Source organism: Holdemania sp. 1001302B_160321_E10 (assembly GCF_015552275.1).
In the GTDB taxonomy this organism is placed as follows: domain Bacteria; phylum Bacillota_I; class Bacilli_A; order Erysipelotrichales; family Erysipelotrichaceae; genus Holdemania.
The window spans coordinates 1-15,985 of record NZ_JADNEM010000048.1; the positions used below are offsets into that span (position 1 = coordinate 1).

General features: G+C 51.2%; 11 protein-coding genes. 10 read left to right on the forward strand and 1 reads right to left on the reverse strand.

Annotation, left to right across the window (positions count from 1 at the left end; all coding sequences use genetic code 11):
* Positions 1 to 566 precede the first annotated feature (566 nt).
* The 4 genes from I2D94_RS17105 to I2D94_RS17120 all read left to right on the forward strand — a co-directional run bounded on the left by I2D94_RS17105 (position 567) and on the right by I2D94_RS17120 (position 5,248).
* The gene (locus I2D94_RS17105) at positions 567 to 1,388 is read left to right on the forward strand and encodes a Cof-type HAD-IIB family hydrolase (RefSeq protein WP_195397774.1); all 822 of its coding nucleotides are present in this window, start codon (positions 567 to 569) and stop codon (positions 1,386 to 1,388) included.
* A gap of 51 nt (positions 1,389 to 1,439) precedes the next feature.
* Complete coding sequence (locus tag I2D94_RS17110) at positions 1,440 to 1,952, forward strand: nitroreductase family protein (RefSeq protein WP_195397775.1); 513 nt, start codon at positions 1,440 to 1,442, stop codon at positions 1,950 to 1,952.
* A 201-nt stretch (positions 1,953 to 2,153) separates the two neighbouring features.
* Positions 2,154 to 4,421 (forward strand): hypothetical protein, encoded by a 2,268-nt coding sequence (locus I2D94_RS17115; RefSeq protein WP_072685552.1) that lies wholly within the window; start codon positions 2,154 to 2,156, stop codon positions 4,419 to 4,421.
* Between the two features lie 170 nt (positions 4,422 to 4,591).
* Complete coding sequence (locus I2D94_RS17120; RefSeq protein WP_072685554.1) at positions 4,592 to 5,248, forward strand: Crp/Fnr family transcriptional regulator; 657 nt, start codon at positions 4,592 to 4,594, stop codon at positions 5,246 to 5,248.
* Positions 5,249 to 5,335: 87 nt separating this feature from the next.
* Here I2D94_RS17120 and I2D94_RS17125 read toward each other — a convergent pair whose 3' ends face one another.
* Positions 5,336 to 7,660: an FAD-binding protein gene (locus tag I2D94_RS17125; protein ID WP_072685556.1), complete on the reverse strand. Its 2,325-nt coding sequence runs from the start codon at positions 7,658 to 7,660 to the stop codon at positions 5,336 to 5,338.
* Positions 7,661 to 7,783: 123 nt separating this feature from the next.
* Here I2D94_RS17125 and I2D94_RS17130 point away from each other — a divergent pair, with 123 nt between their 5' ends.
* The 6 genes from I2D94_RS17130 (at position 7,784) to I2D94_RS17155 (ending at position 15,847) form a co-directional block, all read left to right on the forward strand.
* On the forward strand, positions 7,784 to 8,662 hold the full coding sequence (locus I2D94_RS17130) for a LysR family transcriptional regulator (RefSeq protein WP_072685558.1): 879 nt from the start codon (positions 7,784 to 7,786) through the stop codon (positions 8,660 to 8,662).
* A gap of 344 nt (positions 8,663 to 9,006) precedes the next feature.
* The gene (locus tag I2D94_RS17135) at positions 9,007 to 10,095 is read left to right on the forward strand and encodes a BMP family ABC transporter substrate-binding protein (protein WP_229056942.1); all 1,089 of its coding nucleotides are present in this window, start codon (positions 9,007 to 9,009) and stop codon (positions 10,093 to 10,095) included.
* A 43-nt stretch (positions 10,096 to 10,138) separates the two neighbouring features.
* Complete coding sequence (locus I2D94_RS17140) at positions 10,139 to 11,662, forward strand: ABC transporter ATP-binding protein (protein WP_195397777.1); 1,524 nt, start codon at positions 10,139 to 10,141, stop codon at positions 11,660 to 11,662.
* The gene (locus I2D94_RS17145) at positions 11,646 to 12,719 is read left to right on the forward strand and encodes an ABC transporter permease (protein ID WP_083538655.1); all 1,074 of its coding nucleotides are present in this window, start codon (positions 11,646 to 11,648) and stop codon (positions 12,717 to 12,719) included. Before I2D94_RS17140 ends, I2D94_RS17145 begins: the two co-directional genes overlap by 17 nt.
* A complete protein-coding gene (locus I2D94_RS17150; protein ID WP_072686130.1) occupies positions 12,709 to 13,617 on the forward strand; it encodes an ABC transporter permease in 909 nt (302 codons plus the stop codon). Before I2D94_RS17145 ends, I2D94_RS17150 begins: the two co-directional genes overlap by 11 nt.
* A gap of 10 nt (positions 13,618 to 13,627) precedes the next feature.
* Positions 13,628 to 15,847, forward strand: a complete 2,220-nt coding sequence (locus I2D94_RS17155) for a CehA/McbA family metallohydrolase (protein ID WP_195397778.1) — start codon at positions 13,628 to 13,630, stop codon at positions 15,845 to 15,847.
* Positions 15,848 to 15,985: the final 138 nt, after the last annotated feature.

Genomic DNA, 15,985 nt, shown 5'->3' on the forward strand with positions numbered 1-15,985 from the left:
TTTCAATATTTTATACTCATCTAATCTAATTCTATTTCGAGTAGGATACTTTATTCCTACTTCTATAATACGAAAAAGTGCCGCAAACTCCACCAAAAGTAACCGGCACTTATCTGTCCACCACTTCTCAAATAAGAGATAGTGTCTGACGGGTATCGCTTTCTCAAGCGTCCCTACACTTATAGTATATGCCATTCTTGAGTTATTTCAAGAACTTTTTATATCATTGGCGATGTTACAATTTCTTTCATGAAATGTCTGTCAAATAAACTTAAGATAAAAGTCCGATATCTATTCCAAAGTGAGTTTAACGAAGAAAAAATATGAATTTAACTTTTAAACACGCTCTGGGTAAAAAAGGAAATGTTGATCAACAAGAAAAAGAAATTCATGCAATCTGAATGTGGATTAGCGCTTAATACTTTGCTTAATCGCTGGTCATCCAATCTTCGTTTATCTTTCGTTGTTTCTTCAATTAAGCCTGTCCCTTTTGATGATTCAAAAAGGACGCTATTCGAACTCATTGAAAATACGGTATAATGAGGATAAATTTCAGGAGGAAATCCATGGTACATTTAGCGAGAGGTTCAGTCCGGATGATCTGTCTGGACTTAGATGGCACACTGTTTACGCCCCGCAAAGAGATCAGTGAGCGCAGCCGGAAAGCCATTAAGGGATGTCTGGATTCGGGGATGGAAGTCGTGCTGGTGACCGGGCGACCCTATTTGTTCGCAAAAGGGGTGGCGGCGTCAATCGATCCGCGCGTAGATGCGATCGGTTATGTCGGCAATTACCGCAGCATTCAAGGCGTGGCGCAGGGAACCCCGATTTCACAGGAAACGGCCTTGGAGATTCTGCGGCTGCTTCAGCGTGAGCATGTGTGGATGCAGGCGAAAACGTTTCATCATGTCTATGGGAATTCGCTGAATTTAATTCGTCCCGATTATCAGAAGGTTACGCGGCATAATCCGCCTGGGGAACAAATTGTAGTCTGTTCCTGGACGCAGCCGCTGCGGCAGATCCAGAGGTCGAAAGAGCCGGTATATAAAATCATCGCGCTGGGCGGATTTAAGATTAAAAAGCTTAACCGTCTGCTTGCGCCGATCCCGGATATTAAAGTTTACAGTTACGCGAAAACCAATTTGGAGATTACTTCAAATCAAAATGATAAAGGCACGGCGATCCGGGCGGCAGCGGCTCAGCTGGGAATTCCGTTGGAACAGGTGCTCGGTGTCGGTGACAGTCTGAATGATATTGAAATGTTTAATGTCTGCGGCATCAAAGCGGCAATGGGCAACGCGTCTTCCGCGTTGAAAGCCCAGGCGGATCTGATCGCGGACACCAACGCTCAGGAAGGTGTTGCCAAGCTGTTGGAATCGTTGCTTTAAGATTGGTTTTCCTGACGGAATAATAAAAAAGGAAAAAAGGGAGGAATGAGGATGAAGTTTTCACAATTAGCGGCCCAGCGGTATTCCGTCCGCCGTTTCGACAGCCGGCCGGTTGAGCAGGCCGTCTTAGATCAAATTTTGGAAACAGGCCGGTTAGCGCCAACCGCGAAAAACCTGCAGCCGCAGCGGATTTACGTCGTCCGCAGCGAAGTCCTGTTAGCGAAGCTCAGAGCGATCACGGCAATGACCTTTGACGCACCGCAGGTACTGATCATTTGCGCGGATCAGAGCGAAGCCTGGGTTAATCCGTTCAACGGCCGCAGTTCAGCGGAAATGGACGCGTCAATCGTTGCCGCACACATGATGCTGCAGATGCAGGAGCTGGGAATTGGCAGCACCTGGGTTTGTTGGTTCGACACGGAAAAGGTAAAGCAGACGCTGGCCCTGCCGGAAAGCGTTGAGCCGTATTGCCTGCTTCCCTTTGGCTATCCCGGCGCCGACTGCCGGCCATCCCGCCAACATGAGCAGCGCAAGCCGCTGGATCAGACAGTGCGGTATCTCTGACGGATTGTGTCCGCTTGCTTTCATTTTCGCCGCATTCATTTTGTTAGAAGACATTCAAAGCATTTCTTTGGATGTTTTTTTATCTTTGGGATAAAAGTTGATCTTTTTTATGGGTCTATTGTTGTAAACCTGACGTCATGCTATAATACAATCAAGAAAAGCAATGGATAGGATTTATAAAATTGAAGTGGGAGAATATGTATGAAATTCAGAGAATTACGAAGGTTTGTCTTTGGCTTTTGTTTGCTTGCCGGCTTCATGAGCTTGACTGGTTGTCACGCCGATCCGGCGAAAGGTTCGAATGAAAAATGGCTGAGTCAGGTGGATACGCAGGCGGTCATCGTCGGGGAAAATTATTACATGCCGGACTTTGATCAGAACCAGATTATGATCTGGAATTTTTCAGATCAGTCGCTGAGGCAATGGGATTTCTTTGAAGACGCTCAGATGCCGTCAGGGAAGATCCGGCGGATCACTTCGCCAGACGCCCGCCGGCTGGCCATTTGGACACAAAACGAAGAAGAGACTGCCGGCAGTTATGGGAAAAATCCAATGACCGTAAATCTCTGGAATCTGAAAGAGATGCGGTTGGAAAAAAAGATCATTGCGACTGAATCAGGACAGATGCAGGGGCAGGATCTATATTGGATTCAGGAGAATCAGCTGTGGCATCAGTCTGTGGATGAGGATTCGGCGGAAATGATCACCGATCTCAGCGCGGAAGTACAAGACGCGGACAGGATGTCGGTAGAAGCTATTCTTGAACATACCGTAATTGTCTCTGCGGATTATTCTATTGAGAAGTCTACGCGGACTTACTTTAAAATTGACCGGGGAGATAAAACATCAAGTTCCTTTGTAGTGGAGCCGGGAGAGTGGGGTGAATATTATTCCGTCGCCTATTTGATCGGTGCGGATGAAGAAAAACTCTATTTTCAAATCTACGGATCAATGAAAAACTATTACTTCTCAACGGATCATGATGGCAAAAACGCGGAGCTGATCCAGAGTACAAATGAAGGAACGCTCCTCCGCCCCCGTCCGGCGTTATCGCAGAAGGGGTTTTACACGATCGTCACCAATCGTGAAATCGGTAATTTTGATGAACCGCGGCAATGCCAGATCATCCGTCAGAATGGTTATGATAGGGAAAGTGTCGCTGCGCTGAAATGTCTGGAAGAACTACGCTGCACGCCAGTGGGCGGTTGGTTAAAAATTCAGGGATATTCCGGCGACGGCGTAAATCATGTTTTTCTTGTCCAGCCGCAAACCGGTAAAATGTTCACCGTCGTTGAGGCTAAAAACGAATACTATCAAAGTCGGGAAGACGCGGCGATGGAGGGGATCGGCCAGCCGGTTACGTTTGCCAGCGAAGTGCGGGAGGCCCGGGGCTCATCCAAGGATCCCGGCGCATCGTTAACTTGTCTTGGATATGCTTTGGAAGTGGATGGGAAAGCGATCATGATCAGCGCCAATGGAAAACAGCTCCAGCAGCTGAATCCGGAAACAGGTTTGATTGAAGACCGCTATGTTTTATCGCGGTCACGTTATCCGGAAGGAAGAATCGTCCAGCTGCAGCACAACGGCGGACGGTTGTTTATGGATATATCCTGGCGGAAAGAAGAATTCCTGACATCAACAACGCTGGTTTTGAATTCCGCCACCTTTGAAGTGACGGCGGAACTGAACGATGTCAGCAACTATACCGTAAATCAGGATCAGATGATTCTCGTGCAAAGGTCCGACTGGAGCGCACCGGAAGAATACGGACGGCTCAATCTGGTTACGCAAAAGAAAGAAAAATTGTTTGACAGCACGCTGTTGAATCCGGAGGGATATTATAGCTTTTACGTAAGCAGTCTGGCTTATGATGAAAAGGAGAATTGCCTGTGGCTGACCGCAGGTTCCCCTAACGAAAGTGATTTGTATCAATATTCTCTTGATGATCAGACACTGCGGCTGCGGGCAAGGCCGGATCAGCTGAATACCTGGAATGAACAAAGCTTTATGCTTTTTCCGATTGCCGACTCTCAATTTGTACTGGGATTGTGGCAGGCTGAGGATATGGTTGGCGATAATTTTGATATCTATGAATTTGATGGAAGTCATGCGGAGTTGATCGCGAAGGATCTGCCGTTAGGAGGAGATTTTGTTTTAACGGAAAACGGCGCGTTCACCGCGGAATATTCGCAATGGGATTGGAGCCAGCCGTTTCAGGATATGAATTCAGCGACATATCGGGAATATTCGACAATCTATTACCGCAGCGGCGAGGAAAAGGAAGAACTATTGCAGCTGGACAGCTCCTCCATTCAGATGGCTTATCTTCCTGCTTCGCGGAAACTTTGGTTACGGGCGCAGGAAGAGTCGATAAAATATCCGCAGGAATCGTGGATTACCTATCTTTTTGATTTGGATTCCGGGGAATTGCGGAAAGTGAACGAGGAAAGCTTTAATATTTATGAGTAGGCAGAAAAGAATGAGATACATTCTTCGAAGTTTTGAGTTAAAAGAATAAAAAATCAGGGATCGTGCGTGCTGGCTCATCTTGGAAAGCGGAAGCTTTCGCAAGGAAAATATTTTCAGCTCAGCTAAAATACGCTATAATCTTTACCAGAGAGCGAAAAGAGGTGATCGCGATGCTTAGTTTTGAAAAGGTGTTGGAAGCCATTCCCGAGCGGGTGCGGATGCGGCTGGTTCCGGTCACCTTTGAACCGGGCGAGACAATCATCGAAAAAGGCGCGCCGGTGACCTGCGGCTACATCTTTACCGAAGGGGTACTCGACGTCCAGAGCATAAACACGCGCGGGATCGCCTACACCTATGTCACCAATTATGAAGCCCGCTTTGTCGGTCTGATGGAAATTTATTCTGATCATCACCGTTACTGCTGTTCGTTGAAAGTCGATGAGCGCTGCCGCGGCTACCGCATCACCAGGGAAGATTTGTTCATCCTGCTGTCCGATTGCAGCCCGTTTAAAGAATATCTGATCTGTTACTGGGCGAATCAATTTTATGATTCAGCGATCAATGAATCCCGCTATCCGACCAATTCGATGAACATTAAGCTGATCGACTATCTGCTGCGGCTGTGCGACGCGCTGAAACCCAGCGGCGACGTGATCCGGATCAAGATCAAGCGGGAAGAACTGGCGGCCTTTATGGGCTGTTCCCGCCGGACGGTTTACCGGCTTCTGAGCCAGTTCAAGAACGAAGGTCTGATCGGTAAGGAAGGCAACACGCTGACGATCACGCTTGAACAGCGGAAAAAGTTACAAAAGAAACGCGAAGAATAAGAAAAACCTTCCTGCAGGGGAATTTGAATGAGAAGATTGGATCTCAGACAATCAAAGCGGGAAGGTTTTAATTTATTCTGTTACTACTTATTTTTCAATAAGCGAGGCGGCTGCGTGAATGCCGGCCAGACGTCCGGAGGTAAAGGCAAAGCCCTGATCGACGCCGCCATAAGTGACGTAAGGCTTCTTTTCAGAATACAGTACGCCGGATGCATCCAGCCCGGCCGCGTATAAGCCGCTCATCACGGAACCATCCGTCTTCAGAACCTCAAGGTTTGTGTTAACGTCCAGCGCCGCGCAGGTACTGTATGGATAATTGGCCATTTTGATTGCATAGAAGGGTCCTTCCCCCGCTAACGGATCCAGGTTTTCGGCATTCTTGCCAAATTCCTCATCGACGCCGGCGGCACAGGCGGCATTGTATTTTTCCACGGTCTGTTTCAAGGTTTCAGGCTCCATCCCCAACTGAACTGCCAAATCTTCCACGGTGTCCGCTTTGTAGGCAAAGCCGGCGGTGACCGCTGCCTCCATGACTTCATGAGCGTTTGGAATCGGCGTACCATCCGGAGCCCAGCCGTTAGCGCCCAGATTGACGGTTGTCATATAGGCCGGAGCCGTGCGCAAACCACGTTTCTCAACGGCGCTGATCTGCGTGTCGCTGTAAAGCGAATAGAAGTTCGGGCCAGAAACCCAGGCGTTGAAGCCAAGCTGCTTTTCATTGGTGAAGCGCTCACCCTGCATGTTGACGGCCAGGGAATCCGGCGCGACGCCCAGATAATGCGGCAGATCGCCTTCTGTCCATTTTGTCGGCTTCATCGTCTGCATACACAGTTTGTCTTCCAAGGTGTGATATTCAAAATTGCTCAGAAAGCCAGCCGCACCGATGATGTGCACAGCCGGGCACATTCCGATATTGTAGGTCGCAGCGCCTTCCGCAATCGAGGATTCGATCATCTTACCGTCGTTTTGCTTCATGCCGACCATATCCCAGCTGCCGGAAAGCGGATAAACCGTGTTCGATAAATATTTCTGGGTCATCGCGGAATTGGATAAGAAGCCTCCGGTTCCCAGAATGACTTTCCTGGCGTGAATCAGAATTTCCTGACCGTTGGCGGTATTGCGCGCTTTCACGCCGGTAACCTGGCCGTTTTCCACAATCAGATCATAAGCTTCCGTTTCCAACATGATTTTGCCGCCCATTTTCGTGAATTCCGCCATACAGTTGTCATAGAACTGAATGTTGTGCTGCCGTCTGACGGTCATGCCGTCCTTGCTTGGCGCATAAGAGAACAATACGATATTGGAATCGCCTTCGGTTAACCCTGTCTGCGGTTTTTCCAGTTCCAGCCCGTAATCTTCAACTAACCAGTCGATTGTGTCGCCGGAATGATCGAGCAGTAATTCGATCATTTCCGGCTTTGCATCGCCTTCGACATACGTCAGCCAGTCCGTTAACAGCGCGTCGCGGTCAGTGAAGTCCTTTCCGTCATTGTACTTGTCCGCCAGACCCGGCGGATTCACCGCGAAGACGCCTGAGCACAAAGAGGAAGCTCCGCCATATCGGCCAGCCTTGTCAATGGCCAGTACGCTGACGTTCTCAGGATTTTCCGCTGCCATGGTTTCCGCAGCGCTCAAGGCGGCGGTAGTGCCGGCTGCCCCCAGTCCGACAACCAGAATATCCGTCGTTAATTCCTCCGCCGCCGGCGCTTCATCCGGAATGGTTTCAAAGGCGGAAATGGCCGCAGCGTCGGTGCCGGCCGCTTCCAAAGCCTGAACGATGGCCTTTTTCGCGGCGCTTTTAATCGCGTTGCTGGAAACCGTCGCGCCGCAGATTGCTTCGACGGCAACGGATTGATGTTCAACCATTCGCTGCGGAAGCAGATTGGCCGCGCTTTGGAAAATCCCGACCGTGTCCGCGGAATCCGGATTGACCTGGACTGCAAGCAGCTGTGTTTCATCCACGGTAACGCTGACCTCGATATCCCAGGCGGAACGGAAACCCGGAGCCGAGGCCGTATAGGTTCCAGCTTTCATCTTGACGTCGGGTTTTGCCGTTTCGACTCCGTTTAACGTATTCCACGCCTGACGGGCTGCGCTGAGGACGGCTTCGCTGGTAAGGGTCGCACCGCTGACGGCTTCCACGTCAATGGATTGACTCTCTTTCATCGCTTTCTGTAAAGTCAGGATGGCCTGACCGCCAACCGCTTCAGTTTCTTTGTCTCCCTGGATCACGACGTCGGCGAGCGTGCCGTTTTCAGTGGTCAGTGTGACGGAAACTTCGCCGCCGAATCCCTGAGCGGCCGCGGTTCTCGATCGAGTTCCGGTTTCGCCGCCCGGTGTTTTCGAACAGCCGGAAAGCAACAAGGCGCCAATCAGAAGCAGTATGTTGAATCGTAGAACTTGCTTTTTCATTATTTTCCCTCCGTTTGATAATAATTTATCATAGCCTGCGATGATGTGGAGAGGAGCGTTCGTTTGCATTGGGTGCAACAAAAGTTACATTCCTGTGTTACAATAAGCGAAAGGGGTGGGATAATGGATGTGATCCAATTACATTATTTCCGGACGATTGTGGAGCAGGGAAGCCTGAATAAGGCCGCGGAAGCACTCTATATATCAAGACAAGGATTAACGAAAATTATCCGGAAAATGGAACAGGAGCTGGGTGCGCAGCTGTTTGACGTCACGGGTACCGGCGCTGTCCCGACGCGATTCGCGGAAGCCTTGTATGAACGTTCGGAAGACTATATCCAATTTCATCAGGATTTTTTAAGTGAAGTCCACAAACTGAAGCAGAAACGGACAAACGAACTGGTCATCGGCTTACAATCCGGATTTTCGGAAGGTTTTGGCAAAGATTTTCTGGCGAATTTCATCATTCAAAATCAGGATCTGGCGATTCGCGTTCGTTCGGTTACGAAGCAGCGGCTGGCGGAAGCCATGGAACAAAAGGAGATCCCGGTCTGGATCGCAACGGGAAATTACAACGAAGCGGTTTTCCATTCTTTGCATACCAGGAAAAACAAGCTGTTTCTGCTTGCCGCGAAAGATCATCCGCTGACGCGGCAGGACGAAGTCCGGCTCGCGGACCTGAATCCTTATCCCTTGATCGGCCTGAGTCACGACATCGGCCAGGCGGGGAAGACCAATGCTGAAATCAGTAAAAACCGGCTGAAAGCTCCCGATTATTATCTGAATTCATCCGATCGGGATTTGATTATGAGATTAGTTCAGAGCGGACTTGCCGTCAGTTTTAACGCTGGCTGGCAATACACGGAATACCCGGGGATCGTCGCGCTGCCCTTAGCGGATATGCATGTAGAAGTACAGCTCCATGTGCTGCTTCGCAATGATGTGGCGGTGAACTCATCCATTCAGCGGCTGATCGACTACATAGAGAATTTCAGCGGTTAAAGACGGACCCTGCAGCCCTGTGAATTTGCGGATAAACAGGAAATACAGGAGGCCGCGCTGGATCAGCGAAGCAACAACGTTGCATTTCAGACGCTGCCGTGTAAGAATAAAACTGATCTTTAAAACTCTCAAACAAGTAAAAAACAGGGTTTTGCGGACTGTTCTTTCAGGGATCGAAGCCGCGATCGAAGTGGATCAACTCAAAGCGCAGAAAACGCTTACAGAAGAAACGCGAAGATTCATATGAAATATAGTAAAAGTGACATTTGTCACTTTTTTTGTAGGCTTTTCCATGATATAAAACTACTGTATTTGTAAGCGTTATGCTTACCAGGAGGGAAAAGATGAAAAAGTTAGGACTTCTCTGTACCGCTGCACTGCTGACTTTATCGCTGGCAGCCTGCTCAGGCAACGGCGGCAAACAAGGCGGCACAGACAACAACGGAGGCACAGCCAATAACGGCAATAAGCAGGTGAAAGTGGCGATCGTTCTGTCCACCGGGGGACTGGGCGATAAGAACTTCAACGACATGTCCTATGATGGCTTGTCTCAGGCCAAAGAAGATTTCGGAATTGATTTCCAGTATGTTGAACCGGAATCAGCCAGTGATTTTGAAGCAGGTTACCGCCAGTTTGCGGATGCCGGCGTCTATGATTTAATCATCGGTCTGGCAACCGATCAGAACGATGCTCTGACGGCGGTGCAGGCGGATTATCCGGATCAGAAATTCTCGATCATCGACTCGTCTCTGGAACTGCCGAACGTCAGCGCTGTTTCCACAAAGTGGCAGGAACAGACATTCCTGTGCGGCGTTTACGCCGGCTTAGGCACGCTGTCTGAAATGCCGAAAGCCAATGCGGACAACGTTGTCGGCGTTATCCTGGGCATGGACAATCCGAATCTGCGGTCTGGCGTCGTTGGTTTTGAAGCGGGTGTAAAATATGTCAATCCGGAATGTGAAGTTCTGACGGCGACGGTCGGCAGCTTCAACGATTCTGACAAAGGTAAAAATATCGCAATGTCGATGTATAACAAGGGCGCAGATTTCATCCAGCACATTGCCGGAGCTTCCGGACTGGGTGTCTTCAATGCTGCGAAAGAAGCTGACCGCTATGCATTCGGCGTCGGCGGAAACCAGAATGCGATCGAACCGGATTATATCCCGGCGACCTCGATCCGCAACGTCAACGAAATGGTCTACAACGAAGTCAAGGCTTTAGTTGAAGGCACATGGACCGAAGGCGTCAAGATCAGCGGCTTAAAGGAAGAAGCGGTCGGTTATTCCAATGAATTCTCCAACGTTGAAGTTCCTGAAGACATCGCGGCGGCGATTGCGGATATCAAAGCCAAGATTCAAAGCGGCGAGCTGGTCATCTGCGAAACAGAAGATGAACTGGACAGCTGGGTATCTTCCAATCAGTATACAAAATAAGCTGAAAACAAGTTGATTTTGTAAAAAGAAAAAGGAGGAAACAATGAACAGTGTAGAAATGATTGATATTGTTAAGCAATATCCATTAGTGCGAGCTGTTGATCATGTTTCCTTTTCTTTAGGTCAGGGAGAGATTCATTCCCTGCTGGGAGAAAATGGAGCCGGCAAATCAACGCTGATGAAAATCCTCTACGGTATGACGATGCCGGATGAGGGTGAAATCCGCGTAGACGGCAAGCCGGTCAAGATCAAGAGCCCAAAAGACGCGATCCGGCTGGGGATCGGCATGGTGCATCAGCACTTCATGCTTTCCCCGGTCATGAGCGTTACTGAAAATATCATCGTCAATCACGAGCCGCGCAAAGGCTGGCTGATCGACGAGAAGAAGGCCGAGCAGGAGATTCAAGCCCTGATCGACCGCTTTCACTTCAATATCAATGCCAAAGCGAAGGTTCAGGAATTATCCGTCGGCGAGCAGCAGCGCGTCGAGATCCTCAAGGCGATCTACCGCGGCGCCAACATTCTAATCCTGGACGAACCGACGGCCGTGCTCACGCCGCAGGAAGTCGAAGAACTGTTCGTCATCATGCGGAATCTGAAAAAGGATAACAAGTCGATCATTATCATCACGCATAAGCTGAAGGAAACACTGGCGATTGCCGACCGGATTTCCGTTCTGCGCGATGGGAAGATGGTTGAATCCGGATTGCCGCTTGAGCATGTCACGACCAGCGATCTGGCAAAAATGATGGTCGGCCGCGATGTTGAACTGAATGTGCGCCGGGAAAATACGAACATGGGCGAGGAGTTTTTCCAGATTCAGGATTTAAAGCTGAGCGAGCGCGGCGTGCAGGTGCTTAAAGGCATCTCGCTGTCAATCCGCAAGGGCGAAATCCTGGGGGTCGCCGGAATCGAAGGCAACGGCCAGACCGAACTGATCGAAGTTTTGACCGGTCTGCGCAAAGCCGATTCCGGGACGATTACGATGGGAACGAAAGCGATCCATGGAGATGCCCATACCTTCTTAAAGCATAAGATCGGACACATTCCGGAAGACCGCCTGAGCCGCGGTTTAGTCGCGGAAATGTCGATTGAGGACAATCTGATTTTAGGCTATCATGACGAACCGCAGTTTCTCAAACAGGGACTGCTTCAGAAAAAAGCTATCCAGAGCTACGCCGAGGAAGCGGTCGGCGAATACATGATCAAAACGCCGAACGCGCGCGAATTTGTTTCCTCGCTCTCCGGCGGAAACCAGCAGAAGGTGGTCATCGCCCGGGTGTTCAAGCAGAACCCGGACGTGCTGATCGTCGCCCAGCCGACCCGCGGAGTCGATGTCGGCGCGATGGAGTATATCCATCATCAGCTGCTGCGCTTGCGCGATGAAGGTAAAGCAATTTTGTTAATTTCAGCGGATCTCGACGAAGTCCGCTCGCTGTCCGACCGGATCGCCGTGATTTACGACGGCCGGATCGTCAGCGTTCAGCAGGCCGAGGATACCGACGAGCTGTCGCTGGGCCTGTTGATGACCGGAGGAAAGGAGGAACACCATGAGCAAGCTGTCTAACCGGCTGATGAAAACCAGTCCGATCGTGATCTCGCTGGTGTCCTTCGTTCTGGCGATTCTGGTCAGCTGCGTGATCATGCTGCTGTGCGGTTATGATCCGATCTTCGCCTATTCCGTGATCATTGAAGGTTCGCTTGGGTCTGTGCGTTCCTTCACTAACACCCTGATCCAGGCGACGCCGCTGATTTTTACCGGTCTGGCGTTTATGGTCGGCAAGAAAGCCACGCTGATCAACCTCGGCGTCGAAGGGCAGATGGTGACCGGTGCGATGGTTGCCGCTTTAGTCGGCATGACGCCGCTGCCGCTGCCGGGCATTCTGCATCTTGTACTGGCCTTGTTGAGCGGTGTGATCGGCGGTGGTCTGGCCGGTGCGCTGATCGGCTTTCTGAAAGTCCGTTTTGGCTCCAACGAAGTCATTACGACGACGATGACCAATTTCATCATCGTGAATTTCTGCGATTATTTAGTCAATTATCCATTAAAAGCTGAGGGCGCGGTCGCGCAGACCGAGAAAATCGTCGACGGCGCGCTGTTAGGCAAACTGATTCCCGGTTATCAGCTGACCTGGGCGATTGTGATCGCGGTGCTCGCGGCTCTGATCGTCAAGTTTGTATTGGAAAAGACTCGCTTTGGTTATGAAATCCGGGCGGTCGGCTTGAACATGAAGGCTGCGGAAACGGCCGGCATCAAGGTCGGCGGCGTCATGATGAAAGCGATGCTGTTCAGCGGTGCGTTGGCCGGTCTGTGCGGCGCGGTGCATGTGACCAGCGTCGGCAAGCGGTTTATCAGCGGTTTTTCACCGGGATATGGCTTCAGCGGGATCTCCGTCGCAGCGCTGGCCAGCGATTCACCGTTAGGTATCATTTTGGCAGGCATCATTTTCGGCGCCTTAAAAACCGGTGCGATGTATCTGAATATGATGAGCCAGATTCCGACGGAGTTTGTCAGCGTCATTCAGGCGTTAGTCGTTATCTTTGTTTCCGCGCCGCTTCTGATCCGGGCCTTGATCGGCGCGGACCGCAAACCAAAGAAGGGAGGACGCAGCTATGCTGAATAATATCACAGGCATTCTGAGCACGATGTTCTCCATGTCCATTCCGCTGATTCTGGCGGCGCTGGGCGGCGTGTATTCCGTGCGCAGCGGCATCATGGCGCTGGGCCTTGAAAGTATGATTCTGACCGGCGCGTTTACGGCTGCCGTCGGTTCGTTCTATTCCGGCAACGCCTGGATCGGTCTGTTGTGCGGGATCTTGGGCGGCATGATCTTCGGATTGTGCCACGGCCTTCTGTGCATCCGCTATAAGGTCAATCAGGTCATCAGCGGTATCGGCCTGAACCTGTTAGCCACGGCGGCGTCCACGCTGCTGATGCAGATTATCTGGGGCAACAAGGGCAATTCCGAAGCCGTCGCTTCCGTCAACACCAAGCTGACGTTCTTAAAGGACGTGCCGGTGCTCGGCGATATTTTCAGCCGCCAGTCAGTGCTGCTGATCTTCACGATTCTCGTCTGTGTCGCCAGCTGGTTCATCTTATTTAAAACGCCGTTTGGTCTGCGCTTGCGGATGGTCGGTGAAAATCCGAAGGCTGCCAGCAGTATGGGCATTCCCGTCCGGCGGATGAAGTATATCGGCGTGTTGGTCTGCGGTGCGCTGGCCGGCCTGGCCGGGGCGTATTTGTCGATCGACAGCCTGAATATGTTCGTGCGCGATATGTCCGCCAGCCGCGGCTACATCGCGATCGCGATCGCGATCCTGTCGCGCTACAATCCGCTGAACGTTCTGTTGTGCGGTTCATTGTTCGCGCTGTGCGATGCGGTTCAGATTTATGTTCAGGGCTACGGCATTCCGTCGCAGCTGGTCCAAATGATCCCGTACATCGTCACCCTGCTGGTTCTGGCGTTTGGCGTCAAGAACATTCAGCCGCCTGCCGGTGTTGGTAAATATGAAGACGAATAAAGGAGGAACTATGGAACATTTCAAGAGTACGTCCGTTGAAATCACGGATATCTGGCAGAGCAGCTGCCAGTACCCGGACGTCACGGTCAACAGTAAGAACGAAGTCTTTGCGGTCTGGGAAAAATATCTCGATCACACCGAGGTTATCCAGTTCGCGCAGATGATTGATCATCATCCGCACAATGAAGTTCAGATCTCCGGCAGCGGCCTGGCACTGCGGCCAAGCATGCACACGTTCAACGACCGCGTGATCACCGCCTGGTCGGAATTTGAGAATGGCGTGTGGAAGCTGTGCGTCCGCGAATATCAGGACGGCGTGTTCGGCGCGATCCAGGTGATCGACGAGGGCGAAGCACTGTTCTATCCTTCCGTTAAAGGCGACGGAATCCATCCGGTCGTCGTATACAACCGTCAGGGCGTCGGCTTCAGCGATACGATCGTTGCCACGCTGGGCGAAACGGTGACGCTGGAAAAGGTCAACACCGCGGTGAAGACGTATCGTCCATGCTTCGATCATGACGGCAAAGGTCATTGCTTTGTCGCTTATGATCTGTATAACGGCGTGAACTATGACGTCGTCGTGCGCGCCAAGATCGACGGGCAGTGGAGCGAGGAAGTCAAGCTGAATCAGACGGCGATTTACAGCACGCATCCGGTCATGACCCGGGTCGGCCAGAAGGTCACGATCGCCTGGTATGAAAACGGCAAGCACTGTTATTTCAGCAACAACGTAATCGACGTGGAAGTAAAAGACGGCCAAGTTGTCACGTCCCATTACGCGGTACTGACGGAAAACCGCAACTGGTACAACAACATCGACATCACAGCGAACGCTCAGGGCTATACGGTGGTCACCTACACCTGGGGCAAATACAACGCGATTGTGCGCGTGCGTGATTTAGAAGGCGTCTGGTCGGAACCGGTCGTCATCACCTACAACGACAGCCAGTGCGCCGTGCGTCCGCATATTGCGCTGGATGAAAGCAATGTTCTGCATTATATCTGGCAGTTCGGCAACAAAAACGGCCACATGCACCGTTACGCGTCGATCGTCTACAACGAAGTCGCGCTGGACGTTTTGCCGCAGTTCTATGATTTAGAGATTGAAAAGAAGATCGATCAGTTCGTGCAGCCGATCCCGGCGGAAAAAGCGCTGGACAGCCGCAGCGCGGAAGAAGTCGCGGCCTGGCTGAAGAAGAACGGTTATGAGAACCTGATGCTGACCTTCGGCGATATCCACGGCCAGTCCAATCTGTCCGACGCGCTGGGCGAGATTGATCAATATTATCACTACGCGATCAAGGACGCCAACATGGATTTCTGCGCGCTGACCGACCACGACGATTATCCGGATATCGCGACGGATTCCGAATGGGAATGGAACCGCACGACGCGCAATCTGTTCAATGGGGAAAAGAACTTCGCCGTGCTGTTGGCCTATGAATGGACGTCCAACGAATACAAGCATGATTTCGGGCACAAGAACGTCTACTACCCGTCCAGCACCGGCGGCCTGTACCGCAGCACCGATCCGGAAGGCAACAACCCGACGGTGCTGTTCGCGAGCATCAAGAAGGACGGCGGCCAGTGCATTCCGCATCATCCGGCAGCCAACTGGGGTCTGGTATCCGCGGCGACGGACTGGGATTACCATGATCCGGAAGTCCAGCGCGTCGTTGAAATCTTCTCGCGCCACGCCGACTATGAGAAATTTGAAAACCAGTCGAAGTACACGAAGAATATCATGAAATTTGAACGCCACTGCGCTCAGGACGCGCTGGCTCGTGGCTATCACCTGGGCTTTATCGCAGGTTCTGACTCGCACCAGATGGAGCATGGCGTCGAAGGCGGAATCTTGGGCGCCTTCGTTCCGACGCTGACCAGTGAAAACGTCTGGAACGCGATCTACAACCGCTTCACTTACGGCACCAGCGGCGCCCGGATTCTGGCCTCGCTGAAGATCGGCAGTCACCACATGGGTGAAGAAATCATGATTCCGGCCGGGGAAGCGGTGAAGCTGGACGTCAGCGTGCTGGCGGTCAACGAGATTCGCAAAGTGCAGATCATCAAGAACAACGAAGTTCTCGTTGAGAAGGAAAACTGCGGTCAGGCAGTGGACTTCACCTTGGAAGACAGCGAACGCGGCGAAGAAGATTTCTACTATCTGCGCGTCGAGCAGATCGACGATCACTGCGCATGGTGTTCGCCGATCTGGGTTACCCGCGGTTAAATTGCGGTTTCGTTTTACGCTGAATAACAAGCTGGATTTAGAGCGATCACAGATAAAATACGGCTCTTTCAAAAATAGTGTTGGTGAGAGAAAAACCGAAACAAGAAAGACGCAGATGAGTTCCAGAAATGGGACTCA